Annotated in this window: 15 protein-coding genes; 3 read left to right on the plus strand and 12 right to left on the minus strand. The window is 54.5% G+C overall.

From position 1 onward, the window contains the following. Positions 1-2,179: 2,179 nt before the first annotated feature. From ACP3TY_RS05620 to ACP3TY_RS05655, 8 genes are all read right to left on the minus strand, one after another. A complete protein-coding gene (locus ACP3TY_RS05620) occupies positions 2,180-3,511 on the minus strand; it encodes a carbohydrate porin (RefSeq protein ID WP_426619416.1) in 1,332 nt (443 codons plus the stop codon). A 141-nt stretch (positions 3,512-3,652) separates the two neighbouring features. Further along, positions 3,653-5,089, minus strand: a complete 1,437-nt coding sequence (gene aldA / locus ACP3TY_RS05625) for an aldehyde dehydrogenase (protein ID WP_426619418.1) — start codon at positions 5,087-5,089, stop codon at positions 3,653-3,655. A 22-nt stretch (positions 5,090-5,111) separates the two neighbouring features. After that, on the minus strand, positions 5,112-5,912 hold the full coding sequence (locus ACP3TY_RS05630) for an aldolase/citrate lyase family protein (protein ID WP_426619420.1): 801 nt from the start codon (positions 5,910-5,912) through the stop codon (positions 5,112-5,114). A 15-nt stretch (positions 5,913-5,927) separates the two neighbouring features. Further along, positions 5,928-6,698, minus strand: coding sequence for an SDR family NAD(P)-dependent oxidoreductase (locus tag ACP3TY_RS05635; protein WP_426619422.1), 771 nt, complete (start codon positions 6,696-6,698; stop codon positions 5,928-5,930). A 27-nt stretch (positions 6,699-6,725) separates the two neighbouring features. Then, complete coding sequence (gene rhaT, locus ACP3TY_RS05640; RefSeq protein ID WP_426619424.1) at positions 6,726-7,784, minus strand: L-rhamnose/proton symporter RhaT; 1,059 nt, start codon at positions 7,782-7,784, stop codon at positions 6,726-6,728. A 59-nt stretch (positions 7,785-7,843) separates the two neighbouring features. After that, complete coding sequence (gene rhaM / locus ACP3TY_RS05645) at positions 7,844-8,164, minus strand: L-rhamnose mutarotase (protein WP_426619426.1); 321 nt, start codon at positions 8,162-8,164, stop codon at positions 7,844-7,846. Positions 8,165-8,179: 15 nt separating this feature from the next. Further along, complete coding sequence (gene rhmD, locus ACP3TY_RS05650; RefSeq protein WP_426619427.1) at positions 8,180-9,364, minus strand: L-rhamnonate dehydratase; 1,185 nt, start codon at positions 9,362-9,364, stop codon at positions 8,180-8,182. Between the two features lie 350 nt (positions 9,365-9,714). After that, positions 9,715-10,587 carry an amidohydrolase family protein gene (locus ACP3TY_RS05655; protein WP_426619428.1) on the minus strand — a complete coding sequence of 291 codons (873 nt, stop codon included), beginning with the start codon at positions 10,585-10,587 and terminating at the stop codon, positions 9,715-9,717. A gap of 131 nt (positions 10,588-10,718) precedes the next feature. Between ACP3TY_RS05655 and ACP3TY_RS05660 the strand changes: the two genes are divergently transcribed. From ACP3TY_RS05660 to ACP3TY_RS05670, 3 genes are all read left to right on the plus strand, one after another. Then, positions 10,719-11,654 carry a LysR family transcriptional regulator gene (locus ACP3TY_RS05660; RefSeq protein WP_426619429.1) on the plus strand — a complete coding sequence of 312 codons (936 nt, stop codon included), beginning with the start codon at positions 10,719-10,721 and terminating at the stop codon, positions 11,652-11,654. 480 nt (positions 11,655-12,134) lie between these two features. Beyond that, positions 12,135-12,281, plus strand: coding sequence for a hypothetical protein (locus tag ACP3TY_RS05665; protein WP_426620435.1), 147 nt, complete (start codon positions 12,135-12,137; stop codon positions 12,279-12,281). A gap of 132 nt (positions 12,282-12,413) precedes the next feature. Further along, entirely contained in the window at positions 12,414-12,686 is a 273-nt protein-coding gene (locus ACP3TY_RS05670; protein WP_426619430.1) for a DUF1971 domain-containing protein, read from the plus strand. 142 nt (positions 12,687-12,828) lie between these two features. Here ACP3TY_RS05670 and ACP3TY_RS05675 read toward each other — a convergent pair whose 3' ends face one another. The 4 genes from ACP3TY_RS05675 to ACP3TY_RS05690 all read right to left on the minus strand — a co-directional run bounded on the left by ACP3TY_RS05675 (position 12,829) and on the right by ACP3TY_RS05690 (position 16,675). Next, positions 12,829-13,266 carry a MarR family winged helix-turn-helix transcriptional regulator gene (locus ACP3TY_RS05675; RefSeq protein WP_426619431.1) on the minus strand — a complete coding sequence of 146 codons (438 nt, stop codon included), beginning with the start codon at positions 13,264-13,266 and terminating at the stop codon, positions 12,829-12,831. A 69-nt stretch (positions 13,267-13,335) separates the two neighbouring features. Beyond that, positions 13,336-14,898, minus strand: a complete 1,563-nt coding sequence (locus ACP3TY_RS05680) for a DHA2 family efflux MFS transporter permease subunit (protein ID WP_426619432.1) — start codon at positions 14,896-14,898, stop codon at positions 13,336-13,338. A gap of 228 nt (positions 14,899-15,126) precedes the next feature. Beyond that, entirely contained in the window at positions 15,127-15,549 is a 423-nt protein-coding gene (locus tag ACP3TY_RS05685; RefSeq protein WP_426619433.1) for a cupin domain-containing protein, read from the minus strand. A 64-nt stretch (positions 15,550-15,613) separates the two neighbouring features. Further along, positions 15,614-16,675 carry an NADP-dependent oxidoreductase gene (locus ACP3TY_RS05690; RefSeq protein WP_426619434.1) on the minus strand — a complete coding sequence of 354 codons (1,062 nt, stop codon included), beginning with the start codon at positions 16,673-16,675 and terminating at the stop codon, positions 15,614-15,616. Between the last annotated feature and the right edge of the window lie 73 nt (positions 16,676-16,748).

Genomic DNA, 16,748 nt, shown 5'->3' on the forward strand with positions numbered 1-16,748 from the left:
GTGGGAACTGTCACTCCGATTAGGGCAAACCTACGTACTCGCACAAATTGGGTTAGGGGTGCATCAGATTTTAGACTTCGACTCGCTATCACTATATTGATAAGGGGGACTGCAAATGCAGCTGTCAGCAAAAAAGTTGCCAGTACAAACGCAAGAGGCGTTAGGTGACTGCTAGGTTTGTTAGCTAGCGATGACGTTATTGACCAATGGAAAGCTTCGAGAATCCAAGGATAGGTCGCCGCTGCTAGAGCCGCTATCCATACTATTGGATTTGCATTTATAGACCATTTAGCGCTCATTGGCTTTCCTCTGGCTTAAGGCGACGATAACCGAATCCTCACGCCAATTGTGAGATTCGACGGTAACTAAATAGTAGACGATTTTGCAACGTGCTCATTTTTTATTTTTAATCTATGGTGAGTGGGTGATAAGTATGTGCGGAGCTAGAGTAGTTTGAAAGGTGTAAGGGTCTTTATGCCAAGTTGCGCGATTAATTTGTTTTTGCGAATGTTGGTTTTGAGTTGGTCTCTGGTCTGATCCTTAGGGAAAAAGTGTAAAGTAAATAAGCCGGTACAGTTTGGCAGATTTTTAGCTATCGTTATTTATGATTCAGTTGATCTCATAATTGCTGTCGAGTGCGATTTCTAAGCAGTAGTGGTGGCTAAGTTTTAGTGTCGCGGCGGATAAGTTGCCGCGGCTGTAATATATAGTCATCACCGCTTGGATACTAAATTGAGATTGAGGTTGGCTTGTTTCAAGTATTCACGCAGTGATGGATCGTGGTATTGATCAAATATTAGGGCTATGTACGCATCAGGACGGACAAGGTAGGTCGAATCTTCTCGTAAATGCGTGCAGCTCTGTGATCCTGTCGTTAGACAAACCTACAGTTAGCTGATTTGTCAGATATATATCCGTTCATTGAGTACAAAATTATCGGAGAGGGAGCGGTTTCAGGTTGCGAGATATTATCTGACATCGCAGATTTCTAAAAAATTCCGTAGATCTTCGACCCAAGGTTTTTTCAATTTTCCGATGGAGTTAAGCAGACGCAGCCGTACTGCGACCTGACACCCACGATTGTCAGTCACCAGTTAGCCGTCCTTGAGGCAAGGACGTGGTTTAACTTTGCTTCGGACTAGACGGGGGCAACTTCGATGCTGGAGGGCTAGCTAATCTGACAGAGGCGACCGGAATGCTGCGTAGCTGATGCGGTGTCCGGGCGTTCTACCAGTGATGAGGGCCTCGCCTGCCTGCGGTTGCCTCATCCCTCAGTGCAGTCAGTAGGACAGCGCATGGCTTACGCCAGAGTCATCCCTAATTCGGCCCCGCCCTGTTCTTGTATAAATTGCTGCAATTCATTCGCGACAAGTCTATGAGGACATCAGTCACGGTATGCCCAATGCTGCATACCTGCTTCAGCGCCGCTGTTGACCGATAGCTGATGTTGCCGATCACGGGAGATTGCGATGCTGAGAAATTATTATGGTTCCGGGGCGGTAACACCTGTGGGAAGTTCGGAAGGATCGCAGTAATCAAAAGCTTGATCTCCGTTTTTACTCTGGAGCACAAAGCGTTCCTCACTCTCGACGCTTAGTGATCCTGACTCCGTAAAGATCGGCCCGTCACCTACTCCCGCGTCCACGCATTGCTGCGCATAGTCGAAAACCTTGCCCCGTTGAGAACTGATCTTCATGTGGCAGTCATGAGTGTGTGCTCCATTAAGCCCCTTGCCATCGAAGCTAAATATCCCTGCGTTCGCTGGGTTCGCACATGGCTGAGACGTGTTCACATAAACCCCAATTCTAATTGGCAAGACCGAGCCATGGTTAGGCTGAGAATCTTGGTGTGGTGAGCATGCAGCCATATATGCTGAGCATGTGATAACGATCACGCAGCGTATTTTTTGAACCTTGTTCATTTTTATGCCCGTCAATTTTTTAACAATTTATCCGTCCGTGGGATATCTGAATATTAAGGAAAAAACTTCACCTTTCTTATTTGCAGGCTCAACGTTCGTTGCGGAACGATCGGAGTTTGCCAAATGGAATACTGATGGAAGCCTCTTTCTCTAATGCATAAATCCCGCAGGCGATAATGCAGAGTCTGAGCAGGTAATGTACCAGACGGAAAAACCCGCATAGCGGGCTTTTCGGTACAGGCTTCGTCGGCACGAGAGTCAAAAATCAAAAATAAATTGCACTCCTCCAACAACTGCCGAGTCGGTTTCAGTCAAGCCGCCTGGGTATTTCACATATTGCAGGTTGGGGCGCACCATCAGCCATTTAGTGGCTTGATACCCATAGTTGATTTCGTAGCTGTACTCACGACGCTGCTCAGGCACGTACAAGGGATCGTCTATGTTCGTTGCGCCTGAATTAGCGTTCAGCAATTCTGTATTGTGGGTGTAATCGTTACTGACTCTTAAGCGTGAGGCGCCGATGCCAATAGTGTCATCTGGGCGGTTGGCGAAAGGACCGCGATAGATCAGCCCAACCTGGATCAGATTCTTGATCACGCTTTTGTCCGGGTCGTTGAAGGTCATGTTGGTGAAGACGTTGAGTCCGCGCTTGGCATTACCGTCCACAGTGGTCAGCTGTTGTTGAGCCGAGACCCACCAGCCGCTGTTGGAGGAGTACATCTTGTAGGGCTTGCTGCTGTCAGCGGCAAAGTTGCCGTCTTCATCCTTGAGCATGTCCTTTGTGTTGACGTCGGCGTAGTAGTAACCCACATGGTATTCAGACGACAGCCCATTGAGGCGCCCCTTCCACACAGCTTCCACCGGAAAGGTGGTTCCTTGGGAACCGGAAATGAACGGTTTGAAACCGTTGCTCATCTCGGCGTTGCCGGGGTTCTTGTTGTAAGCGCCGGCCTGAACAAAGAATTCGGACGTCAACTGATAACGGGCACGGACGGCCCATTGGCTGATCGGGAAGCTGTTCCACACGCTATTCCAGTTTCCTTCCTGGGAACCGCACAATGTGACGTTCTGAAACTCGCACGGGAACTGGTCGAAATCTTCACCGTGGCCGAAGCGACCTGCCTTTACTGAAAGTTTGCGATCAAAGAACTTCTGCTCATACCAAAACTGCGACAGGCGCCAAGCATTGCCGCCGCCGAACACTTCCATGGTGGAGGTCAGGCCGGTGGCGTTGGGCTGGTGCACGCGGTCATTAGTGATGTCCTTGCCATGACGCTCGCCGATGCCGATGCGAAAGGTCGCGTCCTCCCAACCCAGCAGTTTCTGCAAGTCCATGTCGACCCCCAGAATGATCTGATCGCTCCAGCGCGCCGTAGTGTTTTTGTCGTAGCCACCGCCGAGGTTGGAGCCTACTTCGCCAACGTATTTAAGGGTGAAATCAAAACCTTGTTCGGCGAGTTTTTGCCGTTCTCCGTTCCAGTCGCCCAATAGCCAAGGAGAGTCGTTAGTCAGCATATCGGCGGAAAAGACCGTGCTGGAAAGCCCGCTCGAAGCAATGAAGAGCAGGGCAATGGAGAGTTGTTTGTTCATGCTGTTCCCAGGGTTCGTTTGTTATTTTTGTGGGTAAAACCAGTGAGACGGGCGCAGTTAGCCGCGACGCGAAAATAGCGCCGTCAGAGGTGAGCGATTGATGAGTTAGAGACGCCCGGCGCGAGCCAGGCGTCTGCGCAATCAGCCTTGCAGGTACACCACGTGCGTGTGGGTGTACTCGTACAGGCCGTGCTTGCCATCTGCGCCGCCTACACCGGATTTGCGCACGCCGGCATGGAAACCTTGCATGGCCTCAAAGTTTTCCCGGTTGACGTAGGTTTCTCCGAAGTCCAGTTCACGTACAGCGTGCATCGCTTGGCTCAGGCTGCGGGTGTAGATGGAGGACGTCAGCCCGTATTCGCAATCGTTGGATAAGGCGACTGCTTCGTCCAGATCGTCAACGATCTGGATCGGCAGCACTGGGCCGAAGATCTCTTCGCGCATGATCGCCATGTCGGCGTTGCAACCAGCCAGCACGGTCGGCTGGAAGTGGAAGCCAGATGGCCTATCACCGAGGTGGCCACCTGTAATTACTTGCGCGCCCTCGCTGAGGGCCACGCGGACTTTCTCAGCGACCTTATCTAGCCCGGCTTGGTTGATTAGCGGGCCCATTTCAACGCTGCTGTCGGCTAGCGGATCGCCGAAGCGTGTGGCGCCCATGGCCTGACCGATGCGCTCGATAAATTGGTCCGCCACGCTGCGCTCTACGTAAACTCGCTCGGCGCAGTTGCACACCTGACCGGTGTTGATGATCCGCGAATCGCGAATGGCTTTTACCGCCAGATCCAGATCGGCATCGGCCATCACGATGGCCGGCGCCTTGCCGCCCAGTTCGAGGTTGAGTTTGGTCAGGTTCGGGGCGGCCGCGGCCATGATCCTAGAACCGGTGTCGACGCTGCCGGTAAAGCTGACCATGTCGATGCCGCTGTTGCTGCTCAAATGGCCGCCAACCTGGCCGGCGCCGCTGACCACGTTCACCACCCCGGCCGGCAAGTCGGTTTGGGCGACCAGTTTGGCGAACTCCATGCAGTTGATGGGCGTCTCTTCGCTGGGCTTGATCACGATGGTGTTACCGGTGATAAGGGCCGGGGCAAGCTTGCGAGCAATCAGGAAGAACGGGAAGTTCCACGGCAGGATGCCAGCCACCACGCCCAGCGGTTTGCGGAACAGGAAGATGTTTTCTCCGGGGCGGTCGCTGGTGATGATTTCGCCCTCGATGCGACGCGCCCATTCCGCCATGTAGTCGAGGTAATCGGCGGTGAAGTTGACTTCGACTTCGGCCAGCGCTGAGATCTTGCCTTGCTCAGCGGTGATGGTGCGTGCCAGGTGAGCGACGTTGGCGCGGATCAGCTTGGCGATCTGGCGCAGGTACTGGCCGCGTTCATTGGCCGGTTTGCGAGCCCAGGGCTTTTGCGCGGCACGGGCGGCAGCGATGGCATGGTCAACGTCTTCCCGAGTGGACGCTGGTACATAGGCGAGCAATTCGCCGGTGGCCGGGTTGGTGACCGGCATGTGTTCGGCGCTGGCGCGGAAGGCGCCGGCGATGTAGTTGTGGTAGGTCGGTAGCGTTTGGCTCATGGCAATGGCTCCAGGCGGCGACTCAATAAGTACGGGACTGTGCAACGGTGTCGGACGGTTCGCGGTAGCGCGCCAAATTGCTGAGGGCTGCCTGACGGAACAGGCTGATGTCGATGCCCACGGCAATGAACTGGCAGCCCCATTCGCGATAGCGGCGGGCGTCTTCCTCGAACGGCGCCAGAATGCCCGCGACTTTGCCGGCAGCCAGGGTGGCGTCGATGGCTTTGCGGATCTGTGCCTGAACCTCGGGGTGGCCGGGATTACCGGGAAAGCCCAGGCCCGAGGACAGGTCGGCGGGGCCGACGAATACCGCATCCACACCCTCGACGGCGGCGATCTCGGCGACGTTTTCCACGCCTAGGCGCGATTCGACCTGGACGATCAGGCACAGTTCTTCGTGAGCGGTGGCCAGGTAGTCCGGCACGCCATCCCAACGCGTGGCGCGCGCCAGGCCACCGCCAACCCCACGAATGCCGTGGGGCGGGTAACGCATCGCACGCACCAGCGCATGGGCCTGTTCGGCGGTTTCGACCATCGGGATCATCAGGTTCTGTACGCCGATATCGAGCAGTTGCTTGATTAGCGTGCTGTCGCCATTGACCGCCCGTACCACCGGCGCGGTGGAGTAGGGCGCTACGGCCTGCAACTGGGCGAGGATGCTCGGCACCGTGTTGGGCGCGTGTTCGCCGTCGATCAACAGCCAGTCGTAACCGGTACCGGCGGCGATTTCGGCGGCGTAGCCGGTGGCGAAACCGGCCCACAGGCCGTATTGAGCGTGGTGGCTGCGCAGGGCGGCCTTGAAGGCATTGCGGGGCATATGCATGGGGCGTGCTCCTGATTACTGCAAGTTTACGAATAGGCCGCCGTCCACCAGCAGCGAGGCGCCGGTTACGTAGCGCGCCATGTCGGAGGCGAGGAACACGATCGGCCCGGCGACGTCGTCCGGCTCACCCAGGCGGCCCAGCGGCGTACGCGAGGTCATATAGGCGAGCTTCTCCTCATCAGCGAGGTCGTCCTTGTTGATGTCGGTGGCAATAGTGCCGGGCAGCACCGAGTTGCAGCGAATGCCGTGCGGGCCCAAGGCGATGGCGCAGGACTGCATCAGCGAATGCAGTCCGGCCTTAGTCGGGGTGTAATGGGTCTGCATGGCGCCGCCCACCAATGCACTGATGGAGCTGACAGCAATGATCGAGCCGCCGGTGCCCTGGTTTTTCATCTGGTTGGCCGCGGCTTGTACGGCGAAATAGGCACCATTCAGGTTGGTGTTGATGGTCTTCAGATAGATGTCTCGGGGCATATCGAGGAACGAGTGGAACGGACAGATACCGGCGTTGTTGACGAACACATCGACGCTGCCGAAGGCTTCCACGGCTGCGGCCACCAGGCGATCGCCGGTGTCCAGGTCGGCGGCGTCGCTGCCCACTTCAATTGCTTGACCGCCGAACGCTTCGATTTCGCCTATCAGCGACGTCGCGGCGCCATGGCCCTGGGCACTGCCGCTGTGGGCGATGACCACGCGGCCACCCTGACGGGCGCATTCGAGCGCAGCGGCACGGCCGATACCGCGGGAAGCACCGGTAACAATCACGGTTTTGTTTTTGAGCAACATGGGATGGACTCCAGTTAGTAGTAGAAATCAGCCGAGGTAGTTGCCGTAGCCGACCATGGCAATGGCAGCGAGGATCACGGCGATACCAAGCATCAGTACGCCCTTGTTGGCGGCGCTGGTGCCTTGCCATTCGCGGAAATACAAACCCCAGAAGTTGGACACGATGATGATGAAGGACATGTGCAGCACCCACGAACTAGCGTCGTTGTGCATGCGGCTCGCGCCCATTCCGTAGAAGAAGAATTGCAGGAACCAGAGGGTGCCGGCGGTAGCCACCAACAGGTAGTTGCGCAAGAGCGGCGTGGCACGATTGGTGTAGTCGCCGAATGTGCGGTTGCGGTAGTTGAGCCACATGCACCAGATGCCGTTGGTAGTCAGGCCGCCCCACATGATGACCATGAAGGTCACGTTGTTCTGGAACAGGCTGTTGGCACCGTGCGCGATAGCAGCTTCTGCCAGAGGTTGGCCGGCAGAAATGCCGTAACTGAAGCAGGCGCTCAATACGCCGGAGATCAGCGCCACCACGGCGCCTTTGGCCAGCGAGAATTCCTTCACGCTCTCGAACTTGGTGCTGTCCGGCACTTCACGTTCCTTGATCAGCCCGGCACGTCCGCACAACGCGATGCCCACCAGCGATACCACCACGCCGATCAGTACCCAATGCCCGCCTGGGTTGGCGACCATTTCACTGAAGGTTCCGGCTTTCGCATCGGTAAAAAGGTCGCGGTAGATAGGGGGCATCAGTGCGCCGAGCGCCGAGGTCAGGCCCATGATCAGCGACATGCCCAACGACAGGCCGAGGTAGCGCATGGTCAGGCCGAACGTCAGCCCACCGATGCCCCACAGCACGCCGAAGAAGTAGGTCCAGAAAAGGGTGACGCCATTGGCGTTTCGCAGAATGTCGATGAAGCCCGGCACGGTCAGTTGCGCGGCAATCAGCGGCACCACCAGCCAGGACACTAGGCCCCCAGTGATCCAGTAGCTTTCCCAGGCCCAACCCCCAACTTTCTTGTACGGGATATAGAAGCTGCCGGAGGCGAAGCCACCGATGAAGTGCAGAATCACACCCAAAAAAATGATTTCCAAGGTCGCACATCCTTCTTATTTTTATTAATAAAGGGCCGCTGCTCTGCATCGGCTCTGGGTTAAAGCGCTGGCAGGGTGAACATCGGCCTCAGATCAACGGCTACAGGCGAGCCGTCCGCGTGGCTGGGCATGATGTCGCGCATGTGTTGCCACCATTGCTGCATTACCGGTTGGGCAGCCAGTTCATCCAGGCCATGCAGATCCTGATGCGTCATCACGGCAAACAACGCGCCGCTCGGTTCGTCGAGAAAAATTCGGTAATCCTCGATCCCTGCCTGGCGCAGCAACTGCACCAGTTGTGGCCAGATTTCATTGTGGCGGCGCAGGTATTCCTGTTCTCGGCCTTGATGAACGTTCATGCGAAAAGCGCGTGTTTGCATGGCGGCAATCCTCAATCAGCGTACGTACGGCCGGTTCAAAACTAGGGCCGGGTTCAGTTCCACGCCAAAGCCAGGCTTGTCGAGGGCCGAGGCGCGCATTCGGCCGTTGACCGGTACCGGCTCGCCAAGCAATTGCGGCGAAAACATCGGCACGACCTGGTCGGATTTAGGTGACATGTTGAGGAATTCGGCGAACGGGCTGTTGGTTCGGGTAATCACGAAGTGGTAGCTGTAGACCGACGAGCCGTGGGGCACGACCATCGCGTTGTGCGCATCGGCTAAGGCCGAAATCTTGATCAGTTCAGTGATGCCGCCACACCAGCCGACATCTGGCTGGATGATGTCGCAGCAGCCCATTTCCAGGAGCATGCGGAAGCCCCAGCGCGTGGCTTCATGTTCGCCGGTGGTAACCAGCATGCCGCTCGGTACGTTCTTGCGCAGTGCGGCATAGCCCCAGTAGTCATCTGGCGGCAGAGCCTCTTCGATCCATTTCAGACCGAATTCAGCGGCGCCTTTGGCTAGGCGGGTGGCGTAGTTGAGGTCAAGGCTCATCCAGCAATCGAACATCAGCCAGAAATCGTCGCCTACCTTTTCGCGCATGTTGGCCAGGTGTTCGAGGTTTTTGCGCAGGCCTTCCTCGCCCTCCGACGGGCCATACTGCAACGGCATCTTGCCGCCGATGAAACCCATTTCCTTTGCAAGGTCCGGGCGTGAGCCCGTGGCATAAAACTGCAACTCATCGCGTACAGCGCCACCGAGCAATTGATGCACCGGTTCTTGGCGAATTTTCCCGAGCAAGTCCCACAGGGCTAGGTCAACACCGGAGATGGTGTTCAGGACGATGCCCTTGCGCCCGTAATACAAAGTGGCGTGGTACATCTGGTCCCAGATCTTTTCGATGTCGGTTACCTTGGCACCTTCCAAAAAGCGCGCTAGGTGTTTCTCGACAATGAACGCACCCATTTCGCCACCGGTCGTTACCGCGAAGCCAACCGTGCCGTCGCTGGCTTCGATTTCCACCACCAGTGTCCCCAAGACGTTTATGCCGAAGCTCTGACGACTCTGGCGGTATTCCGGGTAGCGCCCCATCGGCGTAGAAATGTGATCGTCGATCCAGTGACCCGCCCCTTGGTCGTGGTAGTCGGCACCACCTCCGGTGAGGGTGAAGGCACGAACATGTTTGATGGTGGGTGTGCTCATGAAACGCTCCTTAGTAGGGAAGTTGAAAAAGTCGGGCATCTGTAGTCGGACGCGGCACTGGCGGTGTTCGCGCGAGCGGCCGGCGAGCGGAAATACGGGAGAGGGTGGTCAACGTTGAGCAATCGTTTGCGCAGCCAGCAGGACTGGGCCAGTCAAATAATTTCACGCCGGTTCCTTATTGGATTTGTCGAGGCGCTGAGGGCACCCGTCGTTGAGTGCCATGGGGTATGGCAGCGAGTCTACGAAGAATGAATGATGCCGACTAATTCGAATAACCTTGGTACCGATGCGCTCAGGGTATCGATCGCAATATCCGGAGCGATCCCTGCTCTGGACGACACGATGGCTGCTCAATCAGCGGCGAGGCTGATGCCGTACGCAAGAGCGCTGTTGCGATAAAAGAATTTTTCCTGAGCCTTCAGCGAATAGTTGGCCAAGCAGGCGCGTACCAGACCCAGCGTGTCGCTGAAATTGGCCAGTTGTTCGCTGTTTGGCCAGTCACTGCCGAAGAAGCAGCGGTCTTCTCCGAATGCTTCCCACAGCAAGCCCAGGCGATCCCGGTAAAACTCGGCTTCGAAAACAACGCCGCGCTCATTTTTTTGCGGAATTTCGGCAAGCTTGGCGAACACGTTTGGCCGCTCGGCTAGGATCCGCACTTGATGGGCAAATGCCTGTTCCTCGCCCGGAGGCACGTGGGCATTGGGCAGGTGATCGACGATGATCCGCAGTTGCGGAAGCTTATCGCTCAAACGCAACAGACCTTCCAGCAGGCGGGTGTCGGGGTTAGCGCTGTCGAGGCTGCGTCCGCTGTCGGCCAAGATTGCGAGATTGTCGATAAACCCTGGTTTGTCCTGATCGAGCAGTAGGTCACGGTCCCACAGATTGCCGTATCGCAGGCCGAGAAATTTTGGCGCGGCTGCGAGCCACTCCAGCTCCTGGCCGAAGTCCTTCGCCGCGGGGTCGAGATTGCCGACGAAGCCGAGCATTCGAGGGTCGTGGCGCACGGTATCCAGAAGCCAGCGATTATCTGAAACCCATGGACTCGCCTCAACTGCGATGGCCGAAGTGATGCCATGCAGCGCGCTGGTTTGCCAGTAATCGACCGGTAAATGCGGGGAGTAGATACTGTCGCCCGGCACGGGCCACGGAATGCCTTCGGCGCGGTTTGGGTCAAACAAGTGGATATGACAGTCAACGATGGGGCCGTTGTAGGGCTGATTCATTGGGCAACTCGCTTAGAGGTAAGACATTGATTAACCGTTAATGAATAACAAGGCATTTTTATAAAATCCAATAGGGCTTTTCCGTGATGCGATACCCTGCACGCATCGCAGAAACCCAAACGGATCCGCCCATGCCCTCCACCATCACCGCTCGAAGCCTCTTCAATCGCCTGCGTTACAAACACCTGTTGATGCTCGTGACTTTGGGTAACAGCCAGAATCTGCACCGCGCAGCCGAGAGCCTGAACATGTCGCAACCGGCGACCACGCGGATGCTTCAGGAAATTGAGCAGGCCTTTGGCTGCACCTTGTTCGAACGCCAATCCCGAGGCGTGCGGGCCACGGTTCTAGGTGAAGAACTGTTACGTTTTGCCCGAGCCGCGCTCAATGGCCTGGAACGCTGCGCAGAAGACTTGGCCGATCGTCAATCCGGCGGTTACGGCTATCTTTCCATCGGCGCAATCATGGGCGCAGTTCCGGATTTGGTGGTGCAATCCATCGCGGATATGAAGGCTAGCCATCCGTTGCTGCGCCTGCGGATCATGGGCGATACCAGCGACCAGCTCAGCGAACTGCTCGACCAGCGCAGAATCGATGTAGCGGTGGCACGACTGTCCAGTGTGGAGGATCGTCAACGCTTTGATTTTGAGGCTTTGGGCAACGAACATCTGACCGTCGTGGTACGTGCCGGGCATCCGTTGACCCATGAGGCGACGCCTGACTTGGCGCAGCTGGTCGATGCGTGGCCATGGATTCTGCAACCCGATACCAGTCCTGCACGCGTAGCGTTGGAGCGCGCATTTGAGCGACTGGATGTGGCATCGCCCAACGATGTGATCGAGTGCAGTTCGGTATTCGCCATGTTGCAACTGGTACAGATCACCGACGCGATACTTGTGCTCACTGATACGGTTGTGCGTGACTATATACATACCGGATTGCTTACCGCTCTTGACCTTGAGATCGAAGAACAACTCAGTCCTTTCGGCATCGTGCTGCGCAAAGGAGAACCCTTGAGCCGAGAATTGGAGATATTCCTTGGAAAGCTCAAGGCAAGAGCGGCTTAAGTGAAAGATTTTTTCGGGTGTGACCACCTATAAATAATGAATTTTTCTAATTTGAAGCGTGGCAATATCAGTAATGCCTTGAGCTATACACCTCAGTCCGATCCGGCTGAATATCTGCATGCGCGCTGCCACCAAGCAATCCCAGAGAGGTACTCATGTTTTGTAATGTTATTGAAGTCTGCCATTTATCGAAGGCGTAGTGCGGGGCATCGTCATCTCACCAGGCTTGCGAAAGCAGTAACCTTAAACATAGGATGCATGCGCTGGGTGGGGGCCCTCGTTTACCAAACCAGATGAGTAATTAAATAGGCAGCACCTTCTGACAATAGGTGACGTCTTGGCGCTACGAATGTGTTTTAAGAATTAATCCCGCGCTCTGTCAAAGCGCAACGAAACTTGCTAATAGTCCACCTCTCATAATTAAAAAGGCGTTTGGCTATGCAGATTTACCGAGTAGAAGAAGCTGTCGAGGGTTGGGTGATGTTCAAAGGGAACTCTGTTCGCCCTATGGGCCGGGCGGATTCGCTTGCGGAAATTATCCAGTTCGCTCGTAAGGAGCTTTTTGGGCGGTCAGCATCCTTGAGAATACGAAAAGCGGATGGCAGTTTTGAAGAACTGAGAATATGAGTCCGTGAATTGCTCGGGCGTCTATACTCAATTAAAACTCCAAGAATTTGATAACGTTTAATATTGATTTTATTGGGTTTTTTGAATTTTGTTCCGATATAACATAATAATATTCTAGAGGAGCCAGCATGCATGAAAAATATCCCTGATCAACTCACCGCTTATAAGAAAACCCCGATTTTTACTGAGCGGAGTGTTCCAGCTGGATTGCTTAATGATCACCAAACAAAACAAGGTGTTTGGGGGAAAATAGTAGTGTTAGAAGGCGAGTTGCTTTATATCATTTCCAATCCAGAGGAGAAGCTTGTGCTTAGTGTAGAGAATTTTGGTGTGGTGGAACCGACTGTGATTCATCAAGTCAAACCTTTGGGAGAGGTTACCTTTTATGTGGAGTTTTATCGGTAAGCAATTATTGCGCGTGACTTGATTTTAATATATATGTTTGGTGCGGAGTGCATATTTTCGGCCAAAGCTAGATTGGGTAAGTGCAATTGCCCAGCATGCGCAGTAGAGGTTCAGCTCTTATCCAAGTGAATGTATTTATTATTTAACATTCTATAAATTTTTCGAGCAAACGTCGAAACTCTTTGAACTCCTCCGAGCTGAAATTTCTCAATCTGTGATTAAGCACAGGGGGGACAACTTCAGGAATTTTGTCAGCTAACTCCTGACCTTGGGTAGTCAAAGCAAGGTTGAAAATGCGGCGATCTTCATCACTTCGAGATCTTTTCAACAAGTCTCTGTCTTCCAGTTTGTCCAGCATCCTAGTCATCAAACCAGTGTCTATGCCGAGCAACGTTGATAATTCAAATGGCGTGCTCGCGAGGCCACGGTTGAGCGAGAGCAATATACCCATCTGCTGGCTGGTTATGCCGTGATCCTTGAGTGCTGAATCAATTTCAGCAGTTACGAGATTGCGTGCTTTAGCCAAGGTAAATCCAATACTCTGATTCAGCGTGAAATTCCGCTTGTTGTAGTGCTTCACATCAACTCCGCGAGCGTTGGGGGGATTCAAAAGACGGCTGGTCGATAACCGACAAGCAAGTCTAACCCGTTAATGGGCACCAGCGCTCGCGGCAGCGCCGCCGGCTGCTCGATTGGGGTGCGTCACCCAGATCAATGGAATGATCAGGATAAAGACGACGGCCGATAGCCAGAACATGTCATTGATACCCAGCATCGCGGCCTGTGAATTGAGCTGTTTCTCCGTGACCGCCAGTGCCTGAGTGACACCGCCACTCAGCGTATGCTGCACTGCGCTAATGGATCGCATAAAGCCTGGGTCGTAGATCGTTAGATGCTCGACCAACTGTGCGTGGTGTTCAATCGTTCGGTTGTTCCAGCCGGTCGTTAGTAGCGACGTGCCCACCGCTCCTGCAAATACCCGAGCGAAATTCGAAAGACCGGCGGCGGCGGGGATCTTTTCGGGGGGCAACCCAGAGAGGATGATCGCAGTCAGCGGGACGAAGAACAGCGCGGTCGGAATGCCTTGGAGCAATGTAGGCAGTACCAGCGTGTACGCATCAACACCAAGGGTGTAGTGCGAGCGCATGAAGAACACGCCAGCAAATCCCAAGAAAGCCAAGGTGGCGAGTACTCTCGCGTCCACCTTGGGCATTATTTTGCCCATCACAGGGGCGAGAATTACCGCGAAGATTCCAAGAGGCGCGGTCACCAGCCCCGCGTCCACCGAACGGTAGCCTAGGTAGCCCTGAATCCACTGCGGCAGCAGCACAAGGTTGGCGAAGAACACCGCATAGGCCACCGAGATAGCAATCGTACCGCCCAGGAAGTTGCGTCGGGTAAACAGGCGTAAATCGATAATGGGTTTTTTTGCGGTTAGCTCCCAAATCAGGAAGAACACAAAGCTGACCAAGGCGAACGCTCCCAACGCACAGATTGTTGGCGAGTCGAACCAGTCTAGATCCTTACCCTTGTCCAACATGATCTGAAGCGAACCGACCCAGGCAATCAGTGACAACAAGCCTACGACGTCGAACGGCAAGCGTCGCGCTGGAGTTTCACGGTCGCGATAGATCATCCAAACCACGCCCGCGGCAAACATTCCCACCGGAATGTTGACGTAAAAGATCCAAGACCAGCTATAGCTGTCGGTAATCCATCCGCCCAGCGCCGGGCCTGCGATAGGACCGACCGTAGCCGTCATTGCCCAGAGAGACAGTGCACTGGAGCTTTTGCTTTTCGGAAAGGTGGCCAGCAGCAGTGCTTGGGAAAGGGGTACCAAGGGCCCGGCGGCCACACCTTGTAATACTCGTGCTGCAAGTAAAATCGGCAGGGTGGGTGCTACGCCGCATAGCCAGGATGCGAAGGAAAACAGCAAAATTGCCATGACGAACAAACGGACTTGCCCCAAACGCTGGGAGAGCCAACCAGTAAGGGGAATGGATATGGCGTTGGCGGCGGCGAACAAGGTGATAACCCAAGTGCCTTCATCCACCGAAACGCCCAAATTACCTGAAATGGTTGGAATCGCCACGTTGGCGATCGATGAATCAAGCACATTCATGAAGGTGGCCAGCGATACTGCTAATGCACCCAACAGGAACTTCACGCCGGTGAGCGGAGCAGGTGCTGTCGGGGCCGTCGTAGAGGACATGCTGTCTCCCGGGAAAATACATTTTGATTATCTGACATGTCAGATAAATTGACATTAAAAACGCGGTGAACCTGAAGTAGGAGCGCCGCGTTTGAGTTATGCGGATAATATCTGACAATGCAGATAAATCAATCTTTTTACGTCGGTTTGACGATCAACGGAGCAATCCGCGAGAGATTCAATCCTCCGCCTACCCGCAATGAGTTTTGATTTAAAGCAGGATAGCCATTACTGACCGTCTGGGAGGGTCAGTTTCTTGTCCTCACTGTCCACTACGAATACCGCGAGAAGCTTGGCGGGCTTCGTCTTGCTGGCGTTTTCGCTGATGGCATGATGCGAGCCAGGAACCTCATAAAAACTTTCCCCAACCTTATAGATCTTTGGTGCTGATCCATCCACGGAGCTGCGTATTTCTCCTTCAAGAATGTACGCATAGATAAACGCCGACTTAGCATGATGATGGGAAGGAGATGCGCCATTAGGCGGGTATGTGACCACCGCTGCAACCAGCGACTTACCCGGGATATTGGGGATTTCTTTCATGAAGTTCGGTGTTACCGTTTCATGTGGTCTGTTCGAATTGTCATCGGCCTGCGAGGTCGCGCAAACAAACATCAACGACGCGCTTAATACCAGTTTTCTGAATTTCATAATGGACGCCTTCTGGTGCAAGGTGAAGTGAAGAGTCAGGAAAGGTTATCTGTCCAAGTGTTGCTCAGGATTGGGTCTGGGGAGCCATTGTAATGACGATTTTTCCGCCTGGCCGGGGGCGCTTGCCTTCCAAAATCTCGTGAACATCTTTTACTTTGTCGAGTTGGAAAATCGGGCCGACATTGGTGGTAATACCGCCCTCATCGATCTGTTTCGCTATCGCTGTCAGTACCTGGGAGGTCACATCCACCAGGAAAAACATCGCGGTGACACCATGTTTTTTTGCCAAATCCTGATCGGGTGCTGAGACGGCAGAAATCAAAAAACCGCCCTGTTTGAGCACTGGAAATGAGCGCGTCTGAGTGTCCCCTCCCACTAGGTCGATCACGGCATCAACGTCTTTGGCAATAGCTTCAAAGCGTTCGCTGTTGTAATCAATCACTACATCTGCGCCCAGTGTTCGGACATAGGCGGCGTCTTTGGCGGAGGATGTGGTGATGACTCGCGCACCTGCTTTTTTGGCGAACTGGATAGCGTAAGCCCCGACACCACCAGCTCCTCCGTGAATCAGAACGGTCTGACCCGCTTTAACGTGAGCGTGATCGAACAAGCCCTGCCACGCGGTCACGGCTATCACCGGAATGGAGGCGGCTTCGATGGCGTCAAGTGAGGCTGGCTTGATCGCAATCATGTCGGCTTGAGCAATCGCGTAGTGGGCATATGCATCGGTGAACCGCTTGTTGGTCACTCCAAATATGCCGTCGCCCACCTTGAAATCCGAAACGTCTGATCCCACTGCCACTACGACTCCCGAGAGGTCTGAGCCCAAAGTGAGGGGCAGTGGCTGTGGTAGTACACTATTCCCTCCTCTGATCCATCCATCCCAAGGTCCGACGCCAGCTGCTTCTACTTTGACGAGGACTTGAGCGCGCTCTGGGGAAGGGGTAGGGATTTCTTCTACAACAATATTTTCGGGCCCCCCGAAGTGATGTACGCGCGCGGCGAGAGTGTTCGCGGGTATTTCTGATGATGGCTTGAGCATTTTGAAATATCGCCTGGATGAAAATGGGAAAGTTAGGTGCGGCTGTGTGAGTGTAGCTGCAACCAAATAAAGTTTTTTCAGCATGCGCCGACAACGGATGAAAGGTAATAAAGAGTGGAAATTTCATAACAAATTGGTTTGTGAGGGCTTGCAATTT

The sequence above is a fragment of the Pseudomonas rustica genome (genome assembly GCF_049959085.1).
Lineage (GTDB): Bacteria > Pseudomonadota > Gammaproteobacteria > Pseudomonadales > Pseudomonadaceae > Aquipseudomonas > Aquipseudomonas rustica.

Excerpts from the sequence above, each read along its gene's own strand:
- ACP3TY_RS05680 (WP_426619432.1), bottom strand. The coding sequence starts at position 14,898 with ATGTCCTCTACGACGGCCCCGACAGCACCTGCTCCGCTCACCGGCGTG.
- ACP3TY_RS05630 (WP_426619420.1), bottom strand. The coding sequence starts at position 5,912 with ATGCATATGCCCCGCAATGCCTTCAAGGCCGCCCTGCGCAGCCACCAC.
- ACP3TY_RS05665 (WP_426620435.1), top strand. The coding sequence starts at position 12,135 with ATGTTCAAAGGGAACTCTGTTCGCCCTATGGGCCGGGCGGATTCGCTT.
- ACP3TY_RS05685 (WP_426619433.1), bottom strand. The coding sequence starts at position 15,549 with ATGAAATTCAGAAAACTGGTATTAAGCGCGTCGTTGATGTTTGTTTGC.
- ACP3TY_RS05620 (WP_426619416.1), bottom strand. The coding sequence starts at position 3,511 with ATGAACAAACAACTCTCCATTGCCCTGCTCTTCATTGCTTCGAGCGGG.
- ACP3TY_RS05660 (WP_426619429.1), top strand. The coding sequence starts at position 10,719 with ATGCCCTCCACCATCACCGCTCGAAGCCTCTTCAATCGCCTGCGTTAC.
- rhaM (WP_426619426.1), bottom strand. The coding sequence starts at position 8,164 with ATGCAAACACGCGCTTTTCGCATGAACGTTCATCAAGGCCGAGAACAG.
- ACP3TY_RS05655 (WP_426619428.1), bottom strand. The coding sequence starts at position 10,587 with ATGAATCAGCCCTACAACGGCCCCATCGTTGACTGTCATATCCACTTG.
- ACP3TY_RS05670 (WP_426619430.1), top strand. The coding sequence starts at position 12,414 with ATGAAAAATATCCCTGATCAACTCACCGCTTATAAGAAAACCCCGATT.
- aldA (WP_426619418.1), bottom strand. The coding sequence starts at position 5,089 with ATGAGCCAAACGCTACCGACCTACCACAACTACATCGCCGGCGCCTTC.
- ACP3TY_RS05690 (WP_426619434.1), bottom strand. The coding sequence starts at position 16,675 with ATGCTGAAAAAACTTTATTTGGTTGCAGCTACACTCACACAGCCGCAC.
- ACP3TY_RS05635 (WP_426619422.1), bottom strand. The coding sequence starts at position 6,698 with ATGTTGCTCAAAAACAAAACCGTGATTGTTACCGGTGCTTCCCGCGGT.
- rhmD (WP_426619427.1), bottom strand. The coding sequence starts at position 9,364 with ATGAGCACACCCACCATCAAACATGTTCGTGCCTTCACCCTCACCGGA.